Source organism: Mesorhizobium sp. M7A.F.Ca.US.005.03.1.1, from assembly GCF_003997975.1.
GTDB lineage: Bacteria > Pseudomonadota > Alphaproteobacteria > Rhizobiales > Rhizobiaceae > Mesorhizobium > Mesorhizobium ciceri.
This window is the reverse complement of sequence record NZ_RZRO01000020.1, coordinates 60,914-78,018: the sequence shown is the minus strand read 5'-3', so window position 1 is coordinate 78,018 and position 17,105 is coordinate 60,914. Positions and strand designations below refer to the sequence as shown.

Below are 17,105 nucleotides of genomic sequence, written 5' to 3'. Positions count from 1 at the left end.
CCTCAGCGCCGCAGGGACGCCTTTTCTCAAGAAGGCCGTAATGTCGCTTTCAGGCGTCAGGTCCTCGACGCAAGACGAACCAGACGGACCCGCCGAGCCCCTCCCCCGCGTCGAGGACCTGACGCCTGAAAGCGACATTACGGCCTTCTTGAGAAAAGGCGTCCCTGCGGCGCTGAGGAGCGCCGCGACGCGCAGGATGTGGTCTCTCGATCCGGCAATTCGCGATTATGTCGGTCCCTCCGAATACGCCTGGGACTTCAACCAGGCGGGTTCGATGGCAGGGTTCGGCCCGCTGGACGCGAAGGAAGCAGTCGTCAGCTTTCTATCAAAGATGGCTTTACCCATCGAAGCGAATGAGCGGGAAACAGCCGCAATTCCCCGGCCTTGGCCCGCCCAGGCGCCCGGCGAAGCGCACGCCCAATGGCCGGAGAATACGCCACCAGTTGGCGAAGCTGATACCGATGCGCCAGAAGCCCAGACCGTCGAGCCTACCGAGGTGAGGTCGCCAGTTGACGGAGCAGGTGAGATAGAGGCGGCGGACGCGGGCCCTGTCTCTCCGCCCTCGCGTACCGAGGTCCTCTCCCGGCCGCGCCACGGCAGAGCGATCCCGCGCTGACGCCGGGACCTGCTGCACCCGTAGCGCAGAGCCACGATAGCTCACCCAATCAGGGGCCCACGATCAAGGTCACACGACCAACACCGACTTGCTACTAGACCAGCCGCACGAATTCGTCAGACTGCTGTTGCAATCGTTCGGGGTGGGGCTACAATCGCTGACCTAATCTCGGAAGCACGGTCAAGGTCACACGATGAACCCGGACTTGCCCCTGGACCAGGCGTATGGATCGTCGGATGGAGCGGATGCTTCAATCATCGATTTCGATGGCGCTGATCTTGACGATATCGATCAAGCCCGCGCCGACGAATATGCCCTCTTCGCGTTGCTATTGCTCAAGCCACCCGATAGCGGCTTCCTGACCCGGCTTGCCCGCCTGCAAGACAGCAGCGACACGCCGCTCGGTCGCGCTCACGCTGCCTTGGGCCGGGCAGCGGCCTGCACCTGCGCGGATGATATCAATCGCGAATATTTCGAACTTTTCATCGGCGTGGGACGCGGAGAGCTTCTTCCCTACGCTTCCTACTATCTCACGGGCTTTCTCAACGAACGGCCACTCGCCCGCCTGCGCCAGGACATGATGCGCCTGGGCATGGAGCGAGCCGCCGGCCACTGCGACCCGGAGGATCATCTCGGAACGCTCTGCGAGATCATGAGCGGCTTTGCCAGCAATCATTTCGAGGTGGCGGCCGGCGAAGAGCAGGCTTTCTTCGAACGGCACCTCGCGCCATGGGCCGGACGTTTCTTTGGCGATCTGGAAAGCGCAAAAACGGCGAAATTCTACCGATCGGTCGGGGTGGCCGGTCGAACCTTTATCGACATCGAAACTGAAGCCTTTGCCATGGAGACGCGGCGAAGCGCATAGGAAATGCAAGCGGGCCGGATGCCCCTGACAGATGGAGGTTGCAATGCAGGAGGAGCGATCGACGGGACTGAGCCGGCGCAGCTTCCTCCGGGCGTTCGGCGGCGCCTCCACCACCGCCGTTGCGGCGGCGGCACTGGCTCCGCGCGAAGCGCAAGCCTATGACCCCGGTGAAGACGAGATGCGGGCCCGCTACCGGGAAACCGATCACATCAAGGCCTATTACCGCGTGAACCGCTACCCTGAAAAGAAGTGAGGCCGCCATGCTGACGAAGCGCAAAAGCGGACAGGCAAGCCGCACAAGACTGCAAAGCCTCCTTGCTGGCACGGATTCGGCTCCATTCGACCGACGGACATTCCTCCGCCGCTCCGGCCTCGCAGTTGGCGGAATAGCCGCGCTCAGCTCGTTTCAGTTCGGCACGGTAAGCAAAGCCGCGGCGATCAGCCCGCCGCAGCCGGGAGTGCCGACCGAGTTGAAGAAAAGTGTCTGCACACATTGCGCTGTCGGCTGCACGGTCACGGCGGAAGTCCAGAACGGCGTGTGGACCGGACAGGAGCCATCGTGGGACAGCCCCATCAATCGAGGCTCGCATTGCGCCAAAGGCGCAAGCGTGCGCGAGCTGGTACATAGCGACCGCCGCCTGAAATACCCCGTGAGGCTTTCCGGCGGCAAGTGGGAGCGCATCTCCTGGGATGACGCCATCAATGGGATCGGCGACAAGCTTCTCGACATTCGTGAGAAGTCCGGACCGGAGTCGGCCTACTGGATGGGATCGGCGAAGTTCTCCAACGAGGGGACTTACCTCTTCCGCAAGCTTGCGGCCCTGTGGGGAACCAATAACCAGGACCACCAGGCGAGGATCTGCCATTCGACGACGGTTTCGGGCGTGGCCAATACCTGGGGCTACGGCGCGATGACCAATTCCTTCAACGACATCCGCAATTCCAAGACGCTCATAGTGCTGGGCGGGAACCCTGCCGAAGCACATCCAGTCGCCATGCAGCATCTGCTCGAAGGCAAGGAACTCAACAAGTCCAACTTCATCGTGATGGATCCGCGGTTCACCCGTACGGCCGCGCATGCCACCGAGTTTGCTCGCATTCGGTCTGGCACCGACATCGCGGTGCTGTGGGGCTTGCTCTGGCACATTTTCGAGAATGGTTGGGAGGACAAGGAATTCATAGCCCAGCGCGTTTACGGGATGGACGAAGTCCGCAAGGAGGTGGGGAAATATCCGCCCGACGAGGTCGAGCGCATCACTGGTGTGCCTGGCGAGCAGATGAAGCGCATCGCCGAGATGTTCGCCACGCAAAAGCCATCGACGATAATCTGGTGCATGGGGCAGACCCACCACACGACCGGAACAGCCAACGTGCGCGCCAGCTGCATCTTGTGCCTCGCCACGGGCAATGTTGGCAAGCCGGGCACCGGCGCCAACATCTTCCGTGGACATGACAACGTGCAGGGCGCGACCGACATTGGATTGGATGTGGTGACCCTGCCCTTTTACTATGGCCTGACGGAGGGCGCCTGGAAGCATTGGTCGCGAGTCTGGCAAATTCCATACGACGACCTTCTGCGCCGGTTCGACTCCAAGGAGGCGATGGAGACACCCGGCATCCCGCTGACCCGATGGTTCGATGGGGTCGTGCTCCCCAAGGAGGACATTCAGCAGCGTGACAGACTGCGGGCGATGTTCGTCCAGGGCCACGCCAGCAACAGCATCACACGCATACCGGAATCAATGAAGGGCCTGGCCGGCCTCGAACTGCTCGTCGTTGCCGATCCGCACCCGACGACCTGGGCATCGCTGGCAGTTCAGGCCGGGCGCAAGGAAAACGTCTATCTGCTGCCGGTCTGTACGCAATTCGAGACTTCCGGCTCGCGCGTCGCCTCCAACCGATCTCTGCAGTGGGGCGAGCAGATCGTCAAGCCAAGCTTCGAGCAGAAGGACGACTATCAGGTCATCTACCTGCTCGCGAAGAAGCTCGGCCTTGCCGACTGGATGTTCAAGAACATCGCGGTCGAGGGTGACCGGCCGCAACCGGAGGACGTACTGCGTGAGATGAACCGCGGAAGCTGGTCGACCGGCTACTGCGGTCAATCGCCGGAGCGCCTCAAGGCGCATATGAAAAACCAGCACAAGTTTGATCTTGTGACGCTACGCGCGCCGAAGGACGATCCGGAGGTCGGCGGCGACTATTACGGCCTGCCCTGGCCATGCTGGGGCAAGCCGGAAATACGCCATCCTGGCACGGCCAACCTTTACAGCACCGACCTGCATGTAATGGATGGCGGCAGTCCCTTCCGGGCCCGTTTCGGTGTGGAGCGTAACGGCGAGACGCTTCTTGCCGAAGGCTCCTACACGCAAGGCTCGGAACTGACCGACGGCTATCCGGAATTCACGATGGCGGTGCTGCAAAAGCTCGGCTGGGACAAGGACTTGAGTGCGGAGGAACTCAAAGTCATCCAGACGATCGGCGATGATATGGGTGACATCGGCAAGGTCTCGTGGTCGACCGACCTGTCGGGCGGCATCCAGCGCGTCGTGCTCAGCCACGGCTGTCACCCCTACGGAAACGGAAAGGCCAGGGCTGTCGCCTGGAACTTGCCCGACCCGGTGCCGATCCATCGTGAGCCGATCTATACCCCCAGGGTGGACCTAGTCGCAAAATATCCGACCTATCCTGACGCCAAGCAGTTCCGTTTGCCGAATATCGGCTTCAGCGTTCAGAAGGCGGCGGTGGACAAGGGCGTCGCGAAATCCTTCCCGATCATCCTGACGACCGGTCGCCTGGTCGAATATGAAGGCGGCGGCGAGGAAACCCGCTCAAACCGGTGGTTGGCCGAGTTGCAGCAGGAGATGTTCGTCGAAATCAATCCCGCGGACGCAGCCGCCCGCGGCATTGGCGACGGCGTCTGGGTGTGGGTGACCGGCGCGGAGAACGATTCCAAAGCGCGGGTGAAGGCTTTGGTGACCGAGCGTGTTGGCAAGGGAGTAGCGTTCATGCCTTTCCACTTCGGCGGCTGGTTCCAGGGTGAGACCCTGCGGGCCAACTACCCCGAAGGCGCCGATCCCTATGTGCTCGGTGAAAGCGCAAACAGCATCACCACCTACGGCTATGACCCGGTAACGGGCATGCAGGAGCCGAAAGTCACGTTGTGCCAGATCGCGATGGCGTAACAGGGAGGTGCGGAAAATGGCCAGGATGAAGTTCCTCTGCGACGCCGATCGCTGCATTGAGTGCAACGCTTGCGTCACCGCCTGCAAGAACGAGCACGATGTGCCTTGGGGCATTAACCGCCGCCGCGTCGTCACGATCCATGACGGCAAGCCCGGCGAGCGCTCCGTCTCGATGGCCTGCATGCATTGCACCGACGCCCCGTGCGCGGCGGTGTGCCCCGTCGCATGCTTCTATACGACTGCCGACGCGGTGGTGCTGCACTCTAAGGATTTGTGCATCGGCTGTGGCTATTGCTTCTACGCCTGTCCGTTCGGCGCGCCGCAATACCCGCGCGTCGGCAATTTCGGATCGCGCGGCAAGATGGACAAGTGCACGTTCTGCGCGGCCGGTCCGGAGCCGGACTCGACCGAGGCCGAATATGCAAAATATGGCGCCAACCGGCTGGCCGAAGGCAAGCTGCCGCTTTGCGCCGAGATGTGCTCGACCAAGTCGCTGCTGGCCGGCGACGGCGAGATCATCGCTGCGATCTACAAGGAACGCGTGACGAAGCGCGGCTACGGCTCCGGTGCGTGGGGGTGGCAGACGGCCTATCGGGAGACAATTGAGGTATAGTTCATCGCGGTGCCGATTGGTTCGCGCAGACAAACAAGCTCAGGAGGACCGAGCAAATGCGTATCTCGAGCCTTGGTCGACTGATTTCCCCGGCGGCCGCCGCACTCATTCTGGCTCTCGGCCTGCTTGTTGTTCCGGCCAGGGCGCAGGACGCCGGTTCAGGAAACAACCCGACCGCCCAGGCTGTCAGCGAGCGGCAACTTCTCGATGAACTCAACAAAATCCGGGGCCGCGTCACCATACCGGACGGCAAGGCCGCCACGCTGCAGCAGCCGCAGGGCCGCGACTACCAGGGCTTCCATGAGCGCGTGCTGCCCTGGATCGGCGGCATTGCGATCCTCGGCATGCTGGTCGTGCTGGCGCTGTTCTATTTCGTCAGAGGCCGCATCCGCGTCGCGGCGGGTGAATCAGGCGTCAGGATCCTGCGCTTCAACGCCATCGAACGGCTTGCCCATTGGACGACTGCCACAGCGTTCATCATCCTGGCCGTTACCGGCTTGAATCTCGTATTCGGCAAACGCCTGCTGATGCCGCTGATCGGACCGGACGCGTTCTCGGCATGGTCGTTTTGGGCGAAATACGCGCATGACTTCGTCGCCTGGGCATTCATGCTGGGCGTACTTGTCATGCTGGTCGCCTGGGTCTGGGACAACCTGCCCGACCGCTACGATGCCAACTGGCTGAAGGTCGGCGGCGGATTCTTCGACAAGTCGAACCGGACGCACCCGCCGGCGGCACGCTTCAACACAGGACAGAAGCTTATCTTCTGGGCGGTCCTGCTGGGCGGAATTGCCTTGTCGGTGTCCGGCATCTACATGCTGTTCCCATTCTCCTTCGCCGATATCAACGGCATGCAGACGGCCCAGTATGTTCATGCGGTCGTAGGCGTCCTCCTGATCGCCGTCATCATCGCCCACATCTATATCGGCACGCTCGGCATGGAAGGCGCCTACGAAGCCATGGTGTCCGGCACAGTGGATCTGAATTGGGCCAAGGAGCACCACAGCGCCTGGGTTGCCAAGCAGCAGGCGAAGACGGGCGATGCTACGCCGGAGACTTCCGCTGAGCCGGCCGAATAGCGTTTCTATCGCTGGTCGACTGCAGCCCAATCGCTCAGGAGGTAGTTGGTCATGATTTGCCGGCGGAGCCGCCGGCGGGATCGCCCGACCAGTTCTGCCCGACGAGATTGTGGCCCGGATCGCCCACCCGGGCACTGTCGGTGCTGAAGACCTGCCAGGAAGGCACCTGCTGTGCGCGCAAAACATAGCCGGCACCAAAGGCAACTAAGACGGTAACGACAATTCCCGTCAAAATCATACGCATCCCGCCTGCTCCTTCATTCTCGAGACGGGCCCGCCAGCCACCGTTCTTGCTCTCGCTATTTCGGCGTGGCCGCCTGCGGCGCTAGACGCTGGGCACCGGCAGCCCCTGTGGGCTCGGCCGGCACAACCGCCTTCTGCTGATATTGCATATCGAGTGCTGCCAATGCAATCAGCGGCGGTGGCATGGCAACGCCGGCAACTCTCATGGCGCGAGCCGTTTTCTGGCACTGGGCGATATCGTTCGCATCGGCGAGTTGCTCTGCCGCTTCGACAGTCAGCACGGATTCCTTGGGCGTGCTGGTCACGTCTGCGGGGGGCAGCGGCGCTGCCCTGCTTTCTTTCTGCGGGGCATTGTGCGCCGATCCGCTGGCTGCGTTGTCCTTGCCTGGCTGGGGAGCGTCGGTTGCCACGCCGTCCTGTCCGGTGATTTTTTGCGCAGAGCCCGTACCACCCTCCGACTTCGCTGGGTCGCCCGATCCGGTCGTGCCCTGCTTAGCTGAAGCCGCATCCGGCTTCTTTGCCGCGCCGGTGGGTGGGGGCGTCTCAGCTGGAGGCGCTTTCATGAAGGCGAGGATCTCGTGACAGAGGTTGACCGGGCCGCCTTGCCCCGACGCAACCACCTGACCGGCAGGCGCCTCAGCGGTCGGTGCGGCTGGCTGAGGCGTCGCGGTCTGTGCCTGGGAGGCCGAAACCGAGAGTGTAAGCATTCCCGCGAGGGCAATTCTTCTCATCGCTAGCTCCTTCCCCTTCGTGTCAGACGGTGCCGCCGGATGCAGTCGGGGCACCACCGTCGCACGCGTGCCAATCCAGACGAAATGTCCAACGCCGCCTTGCGTTCCATTGCTGCCTTCAACTATCAGGTTCCCGCATCGTCAACCCCCGTTATGAGGGCTCGGGCACGGATCGCCGCATTACCGGCGCACCCGGGTCGGCTTATGTCGCCGAGCCGGTCTGCTTCAGCCGCACAAGAACAGCACAACGACTTTCGCCCTGACGTACTTGAGGCATCACCGTGCCGGCTGCACATGTTTTCGCCCGAATGACGCCGATCCGTGGAGCAGCACTCGGTTGCGGCCGGATTGTTTGGCAAGGTAGAGCGCCGCATCCGCGTGACTCTGTAACTGCTCTGGTGAGATGGCCTCGTCAGTCGTCTGAACTGCAACTCCAATGCTGAGTGTGACGCTAGGCGACATGCGGGATGCAGGGTTGGGAAAAGCCGCGGCCTCAACGCTCTGACGAATTCGCTCGGCCACCGCGACGGCCTCTTCCTCGTCCACCCCGGGCAGCAACACCAGGAACTCTTCGCCGCCGTAGCGGGCCACCTGATCGCGGTCGCGCCTCACGTTTTCCTGGATCATTCTGGCGACCTCGACCAGACAGCGATCGCCCTGGGCATGGCCGAGGTGGTCGTTCAGCTTCTTGTCGTCGATGTCGCACATCAGCATGGCGGCACCGCCGTGGCATTTCCGGCCACCGTCCCATAGACGGTCAAGCGTTTCCGTCATCCAGCGCCGGTTGGCTATGCCAGTGAGCGGATCAGTCCTCGCCAAAAGTTTCAGCCGATCATTCGCTTCCGCCAGTTCGGCGACCCTGCGCCGGTCGCGAAGCTCAAACAGGAAGGTCTTCTGAGCGAGAATTGTCATGCTGCGCCGCGCGGCGACCGTTGCGAAGATGCCGCTGGTGAAAACAACGTCGCAGCCACGGCGCTGCCAAATTCGATGCCCGGGTTGTGTAGTTGAAAAACGAGATAGAGACCGAGCGCCAAGGCGGCAATAGTCACCGTCCAGGCCAGCGGAACCCCGAAGATGATGATGGCTGTGATGGCCACGAACAGCATGATGTTCAAGTGCCGTTCGTAGAACTCGCCACCAGCGCTTACGCCGACCAACGCAACCGACAACAAAATGAGGAAGAAGCCCGCGATCAGCGAAGCCCCTTGTAGCCACGGCGCCCGCGGCTTTCGCCAGATAAGAACGACGGCCACAGCGACGGGCGGAATGATGGCGCCAGGCAGGAGCATGGATAGCGCAGTTGCCCTTGGGAGCATCACCATGTTGAGCGCGAGTGTCAGCACGTCCAACAAAGCCACCCAGACCATCCAGGCTCGGATGATCTTTGTCTGCGACCAGACACGCGCTCGAAACAGGCGGTAGATCTCGCCCGTCAGCCGGATATCGCGCGTGCGGCTCGCCAGTAGTCGGTCGACTTCTGCAGTTATGGCCAGGACTATCCTGCACGTCTAGGTGCATCCGTTCTGTCAAATATCGGCCCTTACAACTGGTTTCTCCTGAATGTTCCGCCCGAGCCATCCGCTCCTCGGGATGGACAAGAATGCCAAGCTATCCTGAAGATTTGATTTCCAGAGGTACCGACTTGCGAATTCCGCTGTGATCCCTGCAAGCGTTTACGGCTCCATCATGGCTCGCGGCCTGCTGCCAAGCCGCGCCCACTGACGAGACCGTGCCCCGATCAGTGTCTCTTCGAGCAAAGGCGTACGGAGCGCATGAGAATGTCTTGGACTGCCCCTCCACTATCAAGTCGGGGTCGAAATCCAAAAGCCACCGTCTGCTGGCGGCTCAAGGCACTTGCCTAACTCCTAGCTATCTTTCCGATCGTGATAGCCACAATCTCACGAATTCTCTGGCGGGGATGACACTGTCGATGAAGGTGGTGGGATTGTCCACGGGCTGGACCTAGACGCCAAGATGGTGTTGCAGCAGCCCCGCCTGGATCTTGAGTTCGGCGGCCGGGCCTTCGTGGGCGATATGGCCATTGTTGATGATATAAACGCGGCTCGCGAGCGCCAGCGTCGCTGCGATGTTCTGTTCCACCAGCACAATTGTCTGCCCTGCCTGGACCAGCTCGCGGCAGGCGCGCACCAAGTCGTACACAATGACTGGAGCAAGTCCTTCGAAGGGTTCATCAAGCAGGAGGATCTTTGGGTTGCGCACCAATGCACGCGCTATAGCCAGCATCTGCTGTTCGCCACCTGACAAATCCGTACCACGGCTGGCGCGTCGTTCCTTCAGCCGGGGGAACATCGTGTAAATGCGTTCCAGCGGCCACCGGTCATCCGCAGTCAACCCGGCCAGAATGATGTTTTCCTCGACGCTCAGGCTGCCGAAGATGCGTCGATTCTCGTGCACGAGTTGCATGCCTTCCCGAGCGATGCTGTGCGCCTTCCTGCCAACCAGTTCGACCCCGTCTAGTTCAACCGAGCCGGTCCGCGGCGTCACGACCCCCATCAGGCTCTTCAGCGTCGTCGACTTGCCAGCGCCGTTGCGGCCCAGGAGCGCCACGACCTCATTCTTCTCGACCCTCAATGTGACGTCGAACAGAATGTGACTGTCACCATAATAGCTGTTTAATGCTCTCACATCGAGCAGGCTCATGCCACCTCTCCATGTACACCGCCAAGGTAGGCTTCCTGCACCTTTGCGTTGGCCTTGATCTCACTGGGCGTGCCTTCGGCCAGCACCCTGCCCTCCTGCAGGACGGTGATTTTCTCGACCAGCTCGAAGAGCGAATCCATATCGTGGTCGATGATGATCATCGTGCGTGCACGCGCGATTGACTTGAGCAGCGCCACGGTCTCGACGCGCTCGCGCGGGCTCATGCCGGCAAGCGGTTCGTCAAGCAGGAGCAGGCTCGGCGACGTCGCCAGTGCAAGACCGATTTCCAGCCGCCGCTTCTCGCCATAAGCCAGTTCCGAAACTGGCCGATCGAGCCGCGCCGTAAGGTTCACCAGCGCCGCCGTTCGCTCGACCTGCTCGCTGAGACTGGGAACGCTGTGGATACTCTTGAACAGATCAAGCCGGAACTTTCCACGCGCCTCGCCCAGCGCGGCAATCATCAGGTTCCGCCGCACCGTCAAGCGGTCGAATAGCTGGTTGATCTGGTAGCTTTTGGTGAGCCCGAGCTGGCACACCTCGGATACGCCCATGCCCGTAATATCGCGGCCGGCCAGTATGATGCGGCCGGAGGTTGGCGCGATCTCGCAGGTGAGCATCTTGAAGAACGTCGTCTTGCCCGCGCCGTTGGGTCCAATGATGCCCCGTATCTCCCCATGATCGACGCTGAGGTCGATGTCGCTGTTGGCTGTGATACCGCCATAGCGTTTGGTTAGGCCCTGCACCTGCAGGATCGGTCCGGATGCTGGCGCAGCACCACGCCGGCGCGCCGGCATCGGTTCGACGGCGGTCACGACGTGCGGCGCACTCTCGACCGCGGTATTGGACGATTCGATGCGCTTGCGGCCACCGGTCAACCCATAGAGATCGACGATCGCACCGACGATGCCGCGCCGCAGGAAGCAGACCAGCAGCACGAAAACGATGCCGAGCACCAACTTCCATGTGGCGCCGAGATGCAATGTGTTCTGGAAAAAGTCGCTGAGATAGAGCCACACCGTCGCGCCCACCAGCGGCCCGAACAGTGTGCCGGCACCGCCGATCGCCGTCTGCATCACGACCTGGCCGGACGTGTCGAACATGAAAGCGTCCGGCGGCATGAAGCCCTGCATCACGCCCAACAGGCCGCCGGCAAAGCCGGCATAGATCGCGGCAACCACGAAGGCCGTGAGCTTGTAGCCGTGTATGTCGTGGCCCAGCGCCGCGGCGCGGAGCGGATTGTCGCGGATCGCCGAAAGGATCGCGCCAACGGGCGAGCGTACGATGCGCAGTGCGACGGCAATGCCGATGAAATAGCAGAACGCCAGGAAGGTATACATCGTCCAGTCGGTGTTGAATTCAAGCACCGTGAAGCCGAGGTTGACGACCGGGGTTGGCACGCCAGGCAAGCCGTTCTCGCCGCCCGTGAATGCCGAGAGCGGATTGAACTCGACAAAGAAGAAGACTTCGGCGATCGCCACCGTGATCATGGCGAAATAGATACCGGTGCGTCGCAGGGCTATCAACCCGATCACGTAGCCGACGACACCCGACACGACGGCGCCCAGGACAATGGCAGCCATGACATAAGAGAAGCCGGTTTCAGTCAGGAGATAGGCGGCGAACATCCCGCCAGTACCGTAGAAGGCCGACTGGCCGAAGGACAGCAATCCCGTGTAGCCGAACAGGATGTCGAAGCCGATCCCGAACAGTCCCCAGATCAGGATACGATTGATCGTGCTGGGCGAGAACCCGAGATGGGGCAGAACGAAAGGCGCCAGGACGAGCGCCAGCGCCGTCAGAAGCTCGACGAGGAAGGGATGTTTGATGTTCATGGCCGACCGCGTCTACTCACGCCCTGCCGTGCCGAGCAGCCCGTGCGGTCGAAGCACCAACACCAGCGTCATCGCCACGAACAGCATGACATACGAATAACCAGGATTGAACATCGAGGTGATGCTGATGATTTCGCCGGCGATGAGGCCGCCAAGGATGGCGCCGGTAAAGGAACCGACACCGCCGATTACCACGACCACAAAGGTCTGGACCAGTATGGCTTCCCCGACATCGGGCGCGATCGACACCACGGGTGCGTTGACAATACCGGCGAAGCCAGCTGCCATGGCTCCGATGCCGAAGACGAGCATGAAGATCTTGTAGACATCGATTCCAAGCGAGTCGACCATTACCGAATCCTCGATGCCTGCTCGCACGATCATCCCGATGCGGGTGCGATAGAGCACGACATAGAGCATCAGCAGCGCCAGGGCGACGATGCCGAGGAGCGCCAATCGGTAGGTGGGATAGACCATGAAGCCGAGATGGGTAATGCCGACTAGCGAGGCGGGCGGCGGCACCGTGTGCGAGAGGCTGCCGAAGAAAAAGCGGACCGTCTCGACGAAAACGATGCCGAGCCCGAATGTGACGAGAAGCTGGTCCTCGAGCGGCCGCGTGTAGAAATGGCGAACGATCAGCCGCTCGATCAACACCCCCACGATCATCACGAACAGCGATCCGGCCGCCACCGCGGCGAGGAATGAACCTGTGTAGGTGTAGGCGAGCCAGCCGGCATAGCCACCGAGCATGAACATCGCGCCGTGGGCAAGGTTCAGGACGCCGAGCGTCCCGTAGATGATGGTCAGCCCGGAGGAGATCAGCGCCAGAAGCGCGCCGAGTACGAGCCCATTGAAGCACTGCGAAATGAAATTTGCCCAGTTGATCACTCTGCGCCCACCTTAGTCATGAAAAATATGCCCTGCCCGCGCGCCAGCAAGGGTTTGGCAGACAAGTCGCGAACAATCGACATCCCACCGAGCGCCGGGAGACGAACCGTCTGCGTCCGGGCAGAGCCAGTCCCGATGCGAGCGCCCTCTCCAGCCGTGGCGAAGCGGAGAAGGCGCTGCGGGCATCAGGTGTAGCTGCCCAGGTTGCAGCCGAACTCGTCGGGCTTCTGCATCAGCGGCGCGCCATCGACGACCTCCACCACATTCCAGTAGTCGTCGTCGCTCTTCATGTCCTTGGGATCCTTACCCTGAACGAGTACGACGGGTCGCACGCACTGATGGTCTTCCGGCCGATAGTGAACGTCGCCGACGAGTGAAGGGATGGTCTCACCCTTCTCGTATTGCTTGATGACGTCCGGCGGATAGAAGCTACCGGCCTGCGACACCATGCGCGCCCAATGAGCGAAGCTGACATAGGCGTTTTCGGCGCCCCATTCCGGCCGATAGCCGAACTTTTGCTGGAATGCGTCCACGAACTGCTTGGCGAGCGGATACTTGTCCTGCAGGGTCCACCAGAAATCGGTAGCGGCAAAAACCCCGGCTGTCAGTTCGGGGCCTACTTCCTTGGCAAGGAAGGGGATCTGGTAGGGGATCACCATCTTCATGCTCGGAGTCAGGCCGAACTGCTTGGCCTGCTGGATTGACAGCACCGCGTCGCGGCCCCAGTTGACGTTGACGATGAATTCGGCGCCCGAATTTGCGATATTGGTCAGATACTGGCTGAAATCCTGGGTGCCCAACGGCGAGACCTGGTCCGTCACCATCTCCCATCCGCCCTGAGAGGTCAGGTAGTCGTTCACCGACTTGGTCACGGTGTGGCCGTAAGTGTAGTCCGGCGTCATGAATGCCGCCTTCTTTCCCTTGCCGTAGGTCTTCACAAGAATCGGGCCGATCGCGTTGGCTGCGGTCTGGCCGTAGAAATTCTGGCGGAAGCCGTAGCGAACGCAGTCCTTGCCTGTTGTGTCGTTTGAGCCGGAGATGCCCGCGACGTAGAGGATCTTCTCGCGCTGCGCGAATTTGTTGAGCGCAACCGCGACCGCCGATGAAGTCGAGCCGGTCATCAGGATGATGTTGTTTTGGTGGATGAAATTCTGCTCGAGCTCGACGGCCTGGTTCGGCTTGGCCGCGCTGTCGGCGGACAACAGCTCGACCTTCTTGCCGAGCAACCCCTTGTCGACCTTCGGCGCCAACGCCTTCATCAACTCGTGGCCGTTGTTGATGTGGTCGACCGCGAGCTGCCAGCCCTTAAGTTCGTCAGCACCTTGCACGGCATAGGCACCGGTAAGGGGCACGGCGGCTCCGATGTAGACGGTGTCGCCCGCCGACCCGGCCGGCCAGGTGCCTATCGCGGGCTTGTCGTCGGCCGCAAAAGCCGCAAAGCTGGATAAGGGCAGAACGGCGCTACCGAGAAGACCTGCGCCCGCGTGCAGCATGCTACGGCGGGATATATGGGAAGTATTTTGATCGTCGAGTGGCATCAGCTGTTCCTCCTTAGCGTGGAGCCGTCGGACGACTCTCATTGTTGTTCCGGAAACCGGTTTTTTTCAGCGAGACGCTGAAAATGGCCTATTTGCATGGGCATTCGCAGTGGCGTAGGCCTGCCAGTCAATACAACTTTCGTTTGATGATTCTGTTCATTGATCTGGATTAATAAGCATAGGAAAGTTTCATTGAAGGTCATGAACATGTGGAGCATGGCATGCCGCTGACCGGCCATCCGATCGTGACCCGACTGACACGTGCAATGAAGCTGGAATCGCTAGACATCAAACGTCTTGAGGCAATCTTCGAGCGCGATCTTACCATTCGGAAACGGGAGGAACTCGTCGTTCACGGCTCCGAGTTCCGAAACCTGTGCTTTGTTAAAGACGGCTACGCGATCCGTTACAGGTTGCTGCGCAGCGGCAGGCGGCAAATCCTGAAGCTTATCCTGCCGGGTGATGTCATTGGATTCCCGGTCAGCTTTTTCGATCGATCGACTTGTGCGGTCGTTGCCGTGAGCGAGCTGACCTACGCCGTGTGCTCGTTCGACGCTTACGTTCGTCTCTGCTACGAGCAGCCCCAATTCGGTCTGGTGTTAAGTTGGCTCGCCGCCCAGGAGGCAGCGACTTATGCGGAACACATTGTCAATCTGGGTCGGCGCACTCCGATTGAAAGGCTGGCGCACCTTTTGCTAGAGATCCACGCGCGTCTCCTGGAGGTGGAACGCGCTGACGAAGAAAGTTTCGACTTGCCATTTTCGCAGGAAGTCATGGCGGACGCGCTCGGGCTGAGCGTGCCCCATCTCAATCGCGTCATTCAGCAATTGCGCGCCGAACACCTTATCACCAGCAACGCGCGCTTTATCGAGCTGACCGATCTTGCGGGCCTTCAAAGATTGGCTCAGTACCAGCCCATGACCCTAATCCCCGTCCCGGGGCCGAAACAGCTGGAGTGATCACACAGCCCTATTGCGAGCGGGCATCGAATGCGTTGTCGATTTGGCCTCTATGTCTGTTATCAAGAGCAACTTTATCAATGCTGACTGCCAGCTGCAGTTGCGTCATCCCATCCTTGCTGAGCATGATCGAACGACTTCACCGAGTGGCGAATGACGTTTCTCCGGGGCGAGGAACTTGGCCGTCAGATTGCAACGATGGGTTAGCAGAGCCGCGTTTGGCAGCAGCTTCCCAGCGATGGTCTCGCTGATCAGCGGCATGGCCGAACCGCCGGCGCCGGGCGTGGTGAACTCGTGCAGCTCGACGAAGGCGAAATTGGAGGTGCGGTCGGTGGCGACGAACATGTTCAGCTTGCCCCGCTCGGTGCGCACCTCCGCGACGTCGATATGGAAGTAGCCGATCGAATAGCTCTTGAACTTCTTCTTTGCCGGCTTGCCGCCGGCGCAGCCGCCGCAAACAGCGGCTCGGACCCTCACCACCGCAGCTTCGCTTCGAAGTTGAACCCGGTGCCAAGGTCACTTGAGGACAAAAAAGTCGCACCGGCTTGGAATAGCTTCGCCATCGTCTCAGTATACGGCACATGAATGCGAGCTTCGACGTCACTCCGCATCTGGAGGATCTGTGGCGGTATGGTCGAGTGCTTACGCACAACGACGCAGACGCCGACGACTTGGTGCAGGAGTCGCTTGTCCGCGCTCTTTCCTTGGCTCGCAGTTACGATTCTTCGCGTCCTCTCATGCCCTGGCTGATCACAATCGTGCGAAATACCTTTCTAACCAGTGCGGTGCGTGCGGACGCAGAGAGGCGGCGGATTGCCGCCTTTGCGGAGCAGTCTGACCCACTGTTACTGCCATCGCAGGAGCACAGCACCGAACTCTCCAATGTCAGAAAGGCGCTGAGAGAGTTGCCTACGGAGCAAGCCGAAGTTCTCCATTTGGTCGGCGTCCTCGGCTTCACCTATTCTGACGCCGCAACAGTACTCGGCGTACCGCAGGGAACTGTTATGTCCCGCCTGAGCCGCGCACGAGTTGCCCTGAAGAACAACATGGAAAAACTACGCGATTGCGCGCCTTCCCAGTTAAAAGTTGTAGGAGGCCGTGATGTGGCCAAGTGACCGTATTTCCGAGGACGAGATCAATCGCTTCCTTGACGGCGAACTGACCCAGCCTCAGAGATCCGACCTCCAGGCACGGCTTGCCCTGGAGCCGGAACTGGCGGCGGAAGTTTTTGCCCAGGCACAGCGCATGGAAGCATTGCGCGTCGCTCAACCGCAGCGGCTTTTCCCGCCCCGAGTTAGCGTGGACAAGGCCAAGCAACTGGAAAGTGCGTTTCGACGGCTAAGAATATTCAGTGCGCTCAAACTGCAAACGGCAGCCGCCTTGCTCATTCTGGCGGGTTGGTCGGCCAACTCATTGACACTGCCTCTCCGCCAGGGAGGGCAAACCACCGATGAGAATTTCATTCTTGCCGCGCGTGATGCCTTGCGAGTCGCCCAGCTGAATGCCGGTCCCGAAAGGGGCAGTGAGCCAAAGCAGGACAAAATCGAGCGACTGGTCGGCGCCATGAACATCAGCATGCCCGCTCTTCCAGCGACATGGAGGGTGAAAGATGTTCAGGTGCAGCCCTGGAACGGGCGGCAGAGCCTTGTCGTGACGGCTGACACACCGAGCGTTGGCCAGATCACACTGGTTGCGGTCGCGATGAGCGGCGAAGACGCCGTACCGCCTACTCCCGCTACGGATGGGCGCGTGCCGACCATATACTGGCAATCGGGCGGCACGGCCTACGCCCTGATGGGCCCTGCCGCGCCCGACCGACTTGAAAAAGAGGCTAAGGAAATCGAGGTGGCCACCCGGAGGAGCGTCGCTGCCAAAATACGGGGCTGAGGACCATTGGG

The 17,105-nt window shown here is 61.0% G+C and carries 15 protein-coding genes and 2 pseudogenes; 9 read left to right on the top strand and 8 right to left on the bottom strand.

Annotated elements, in window-relative coordinates:
- From EN990_RS11875 to EN990_RS11850, 6 genes are all read left to right on the top strand, one after another.
- Positions 1–616 (top strand): DUF3306 domain-containing protein (locus tag EN990_RS11875; RefSeq protein ID WP_164766106.1); only part of this gene is annotated, 616 nt, incomplete at its 5' end.
- A 193-nt stretch (positions 617–809) separates the two neighbouring features.
- A complete protein-coding gene (locus EN990_RS11870) occupies positions 810–1,481 on the top strand; it encodes a molecular chaperone TorD family protein (protein WP_127367123.1) in 672 nt (223 codons plus the stop codon).
- A 43-nt stretch (positions 1,482–1,524) separates the two neighbouring features.
- Entirely contained in the window at positions 1,525–1,734 is a 210-nt protein-coding gene (locus tag EN990_RS11865; protein WP_127367122.1) for a formate dehydrogenase, read from the top strand.
- Between the two features lie 7 nt (positions 1,735–1,741).
- Complete coding sequence (locus EN990_RS11860; RefSeq protein WP_127388302.1) at positions 1,742–4,663, top strand: formate dehydrogenase subunit alpha; 2,922 nt, start codon at positions 1,742–1,744, stop codon at positions 4,661–4,663.
- Between the two features lie 16 nt (positions 4,664–4,679).
- On the top strand, positions 4,680–5,276 hold the full coding sequence (gene fdh3B / locus EN990_RS11855; protein WP_127368576.1) for a formate dehydrogenase FDH3 subunit beta: 597 nt from the start codon (positions 4,680–4,682) through the stop codon (positions 5,274–5,276).
- Positions 5,277–5,332: 56 nt separating this feature from the next.
- Positions 5,333–6,355 (top strand): formate dehydrogenase subunit gamma, encoded by a 1,023-nt coding sequence (locus tag EN990_RS11850; protein WP_064994233.1) that lies wholly within the window; start codon positions 5,333–5,335, stop codon positions 6,353–6,355.
- 49 nt (positions 6,356–6,404) lie between these two features.
- Here the strand turns inward: EN990_RS11850 and EN990_RS11845 are convergent, their stop codons facing one another.
- From EN990_RS11845 to EN990_RS11815, 7 genes and pseudogenes are all read right to left on the bottom strand, one after another.
- Complete coding sequence (locus tag EN990_RS11845) at positions 6,405–6,599, bottom strand: hypothetical protein (protein ID WP_064994232.1); 195 nt, start codon at positions 6,597–6,599, stop codon at positions 6,405–6,407.
- Between the two features lie 55 nt (positions 6,600–6,654).
- Complete coding sequence (locus tag EN990_RS11840) at positions 6,655–7,329, bottom strand: hypothetical protein (protein WP_206524286.1); 675 nt, start codon at positions 7,327–7,329, stop codon at positions 6,655–6,657.
- A 276-nt stretch (positions 7,330–7,605) separates the two neighbouring features.
- A pseudogene (locus tag EN990_RS11835) lies at positions 7,606–8,645 on the bottom strand (diguanylate cyclase).
- Between the two features lie 646 nt (positions 8,646–9,291).
- A complete protein-coding gene (locus EN990_RS11830) occupies positions 9,292–9,990 on the bottom strand; it encodes an ABC transporter ATP-binding protein (RefSeq protein ID WP_064995205.1) in 699 nt (232 codons plus the stop codon).
- The gene (locus EN990_RS11825; RefSeq protein WP_127368575.1) at positions 9,987–11,822 is read right to left on the bottom strand and encodes a branched-chain amino acid ABC transporter ATP-binding protein/permease; all 1,836 of its coding nucleotides are present in this window, start codon (positions 11,820–11,822) and stop codon (positions 9,987–9,989) included. The genes EN990_RS11830 and EN990_RS11825 overlap by 4 nt, the downstream gene beginning before the upstream one ends.
- Before the next feature lie 12 nt (positions 11,823–11,834).
- A complete protein-coding gene (locus tag EN990_RS11820) occupies positions 11,835–12,710 on the bottom strand; it encodes a branched-chain amino acid ABC transporter permease (protein WP_064995207.1) in 876 nt (291 codons plus the stop codon).
- A gap of 185 nt (positions 12,711–12,895) precedes the next feature.
- On the bottom strand, positions 12,896–14,248 hold the full coding sequence (locus EN990_RS11815) for a substrate-binding protein (protein ID WP_127368574.1): 1,353 nt from the start codon (positions 14,246–14,248) through the stop codon (positions 12,896–12,898).
- Between the two features lie 221 nt (positions 14,249–14,469).
- Here EN990_RS11815 and EN990_RS11810 point away from each other — a divergent pair, with 221 nt between their 5' ends.
- Positions 14,470–15,207, top strand: coding sequence for a Crp/Fnr family transcriptional regulator (locus tag EN990_RS11810; RefSeq protein ID WP_127368573.1), 738 nt, complete (start codon positions 14,470–14,472; stop codon positions 15,205–15,207).
- A 291-nt stretch (positions 15,208–15,498) separates the two neighbouring features.
- Here EN990_RS11810 and EN990_RS11805 read toward each other — a convergent pair.
- Positions 15,499–15,648: pseudogene (locus EN990_RS11805) on the bottom strand (IS481 family transposase); the annotation flags it as partial.
- A gap of 140 nt (positions 15,649–15,788) precedes the next feature.
- Between EN990_RS11805 and EN990_RS11800 the strand changes: the two are divergent.
- Positions 15,789–16,322 carry a sigma-70 family RNA polymerase sigma factor gene (locus EN990_RS11800; protein ID WP_064995211.1) on the top strand — a complete coding sequence of 178 codons (534 nt, stop codon included), beginning with the start codon at positions 15,789–15,791 and terminating at the stop codon, positions 16,320–16,322.
- Positions 16,309–17,094, top strand: a complete 786-nt coding sequence (locus tag EN990_RS11795) for a hypothetical protein (protein WP_064995212.1) — start codon at positions 16,309–16,311, stop codon at positions 17,092–17,094. Before EN990_RS11800 ends, EN990_RS11795 begins: the two co-directional genes overlap by 14 nt.
- Positions 17,095–17,105 lie beyond the last annotated feature (11 nt).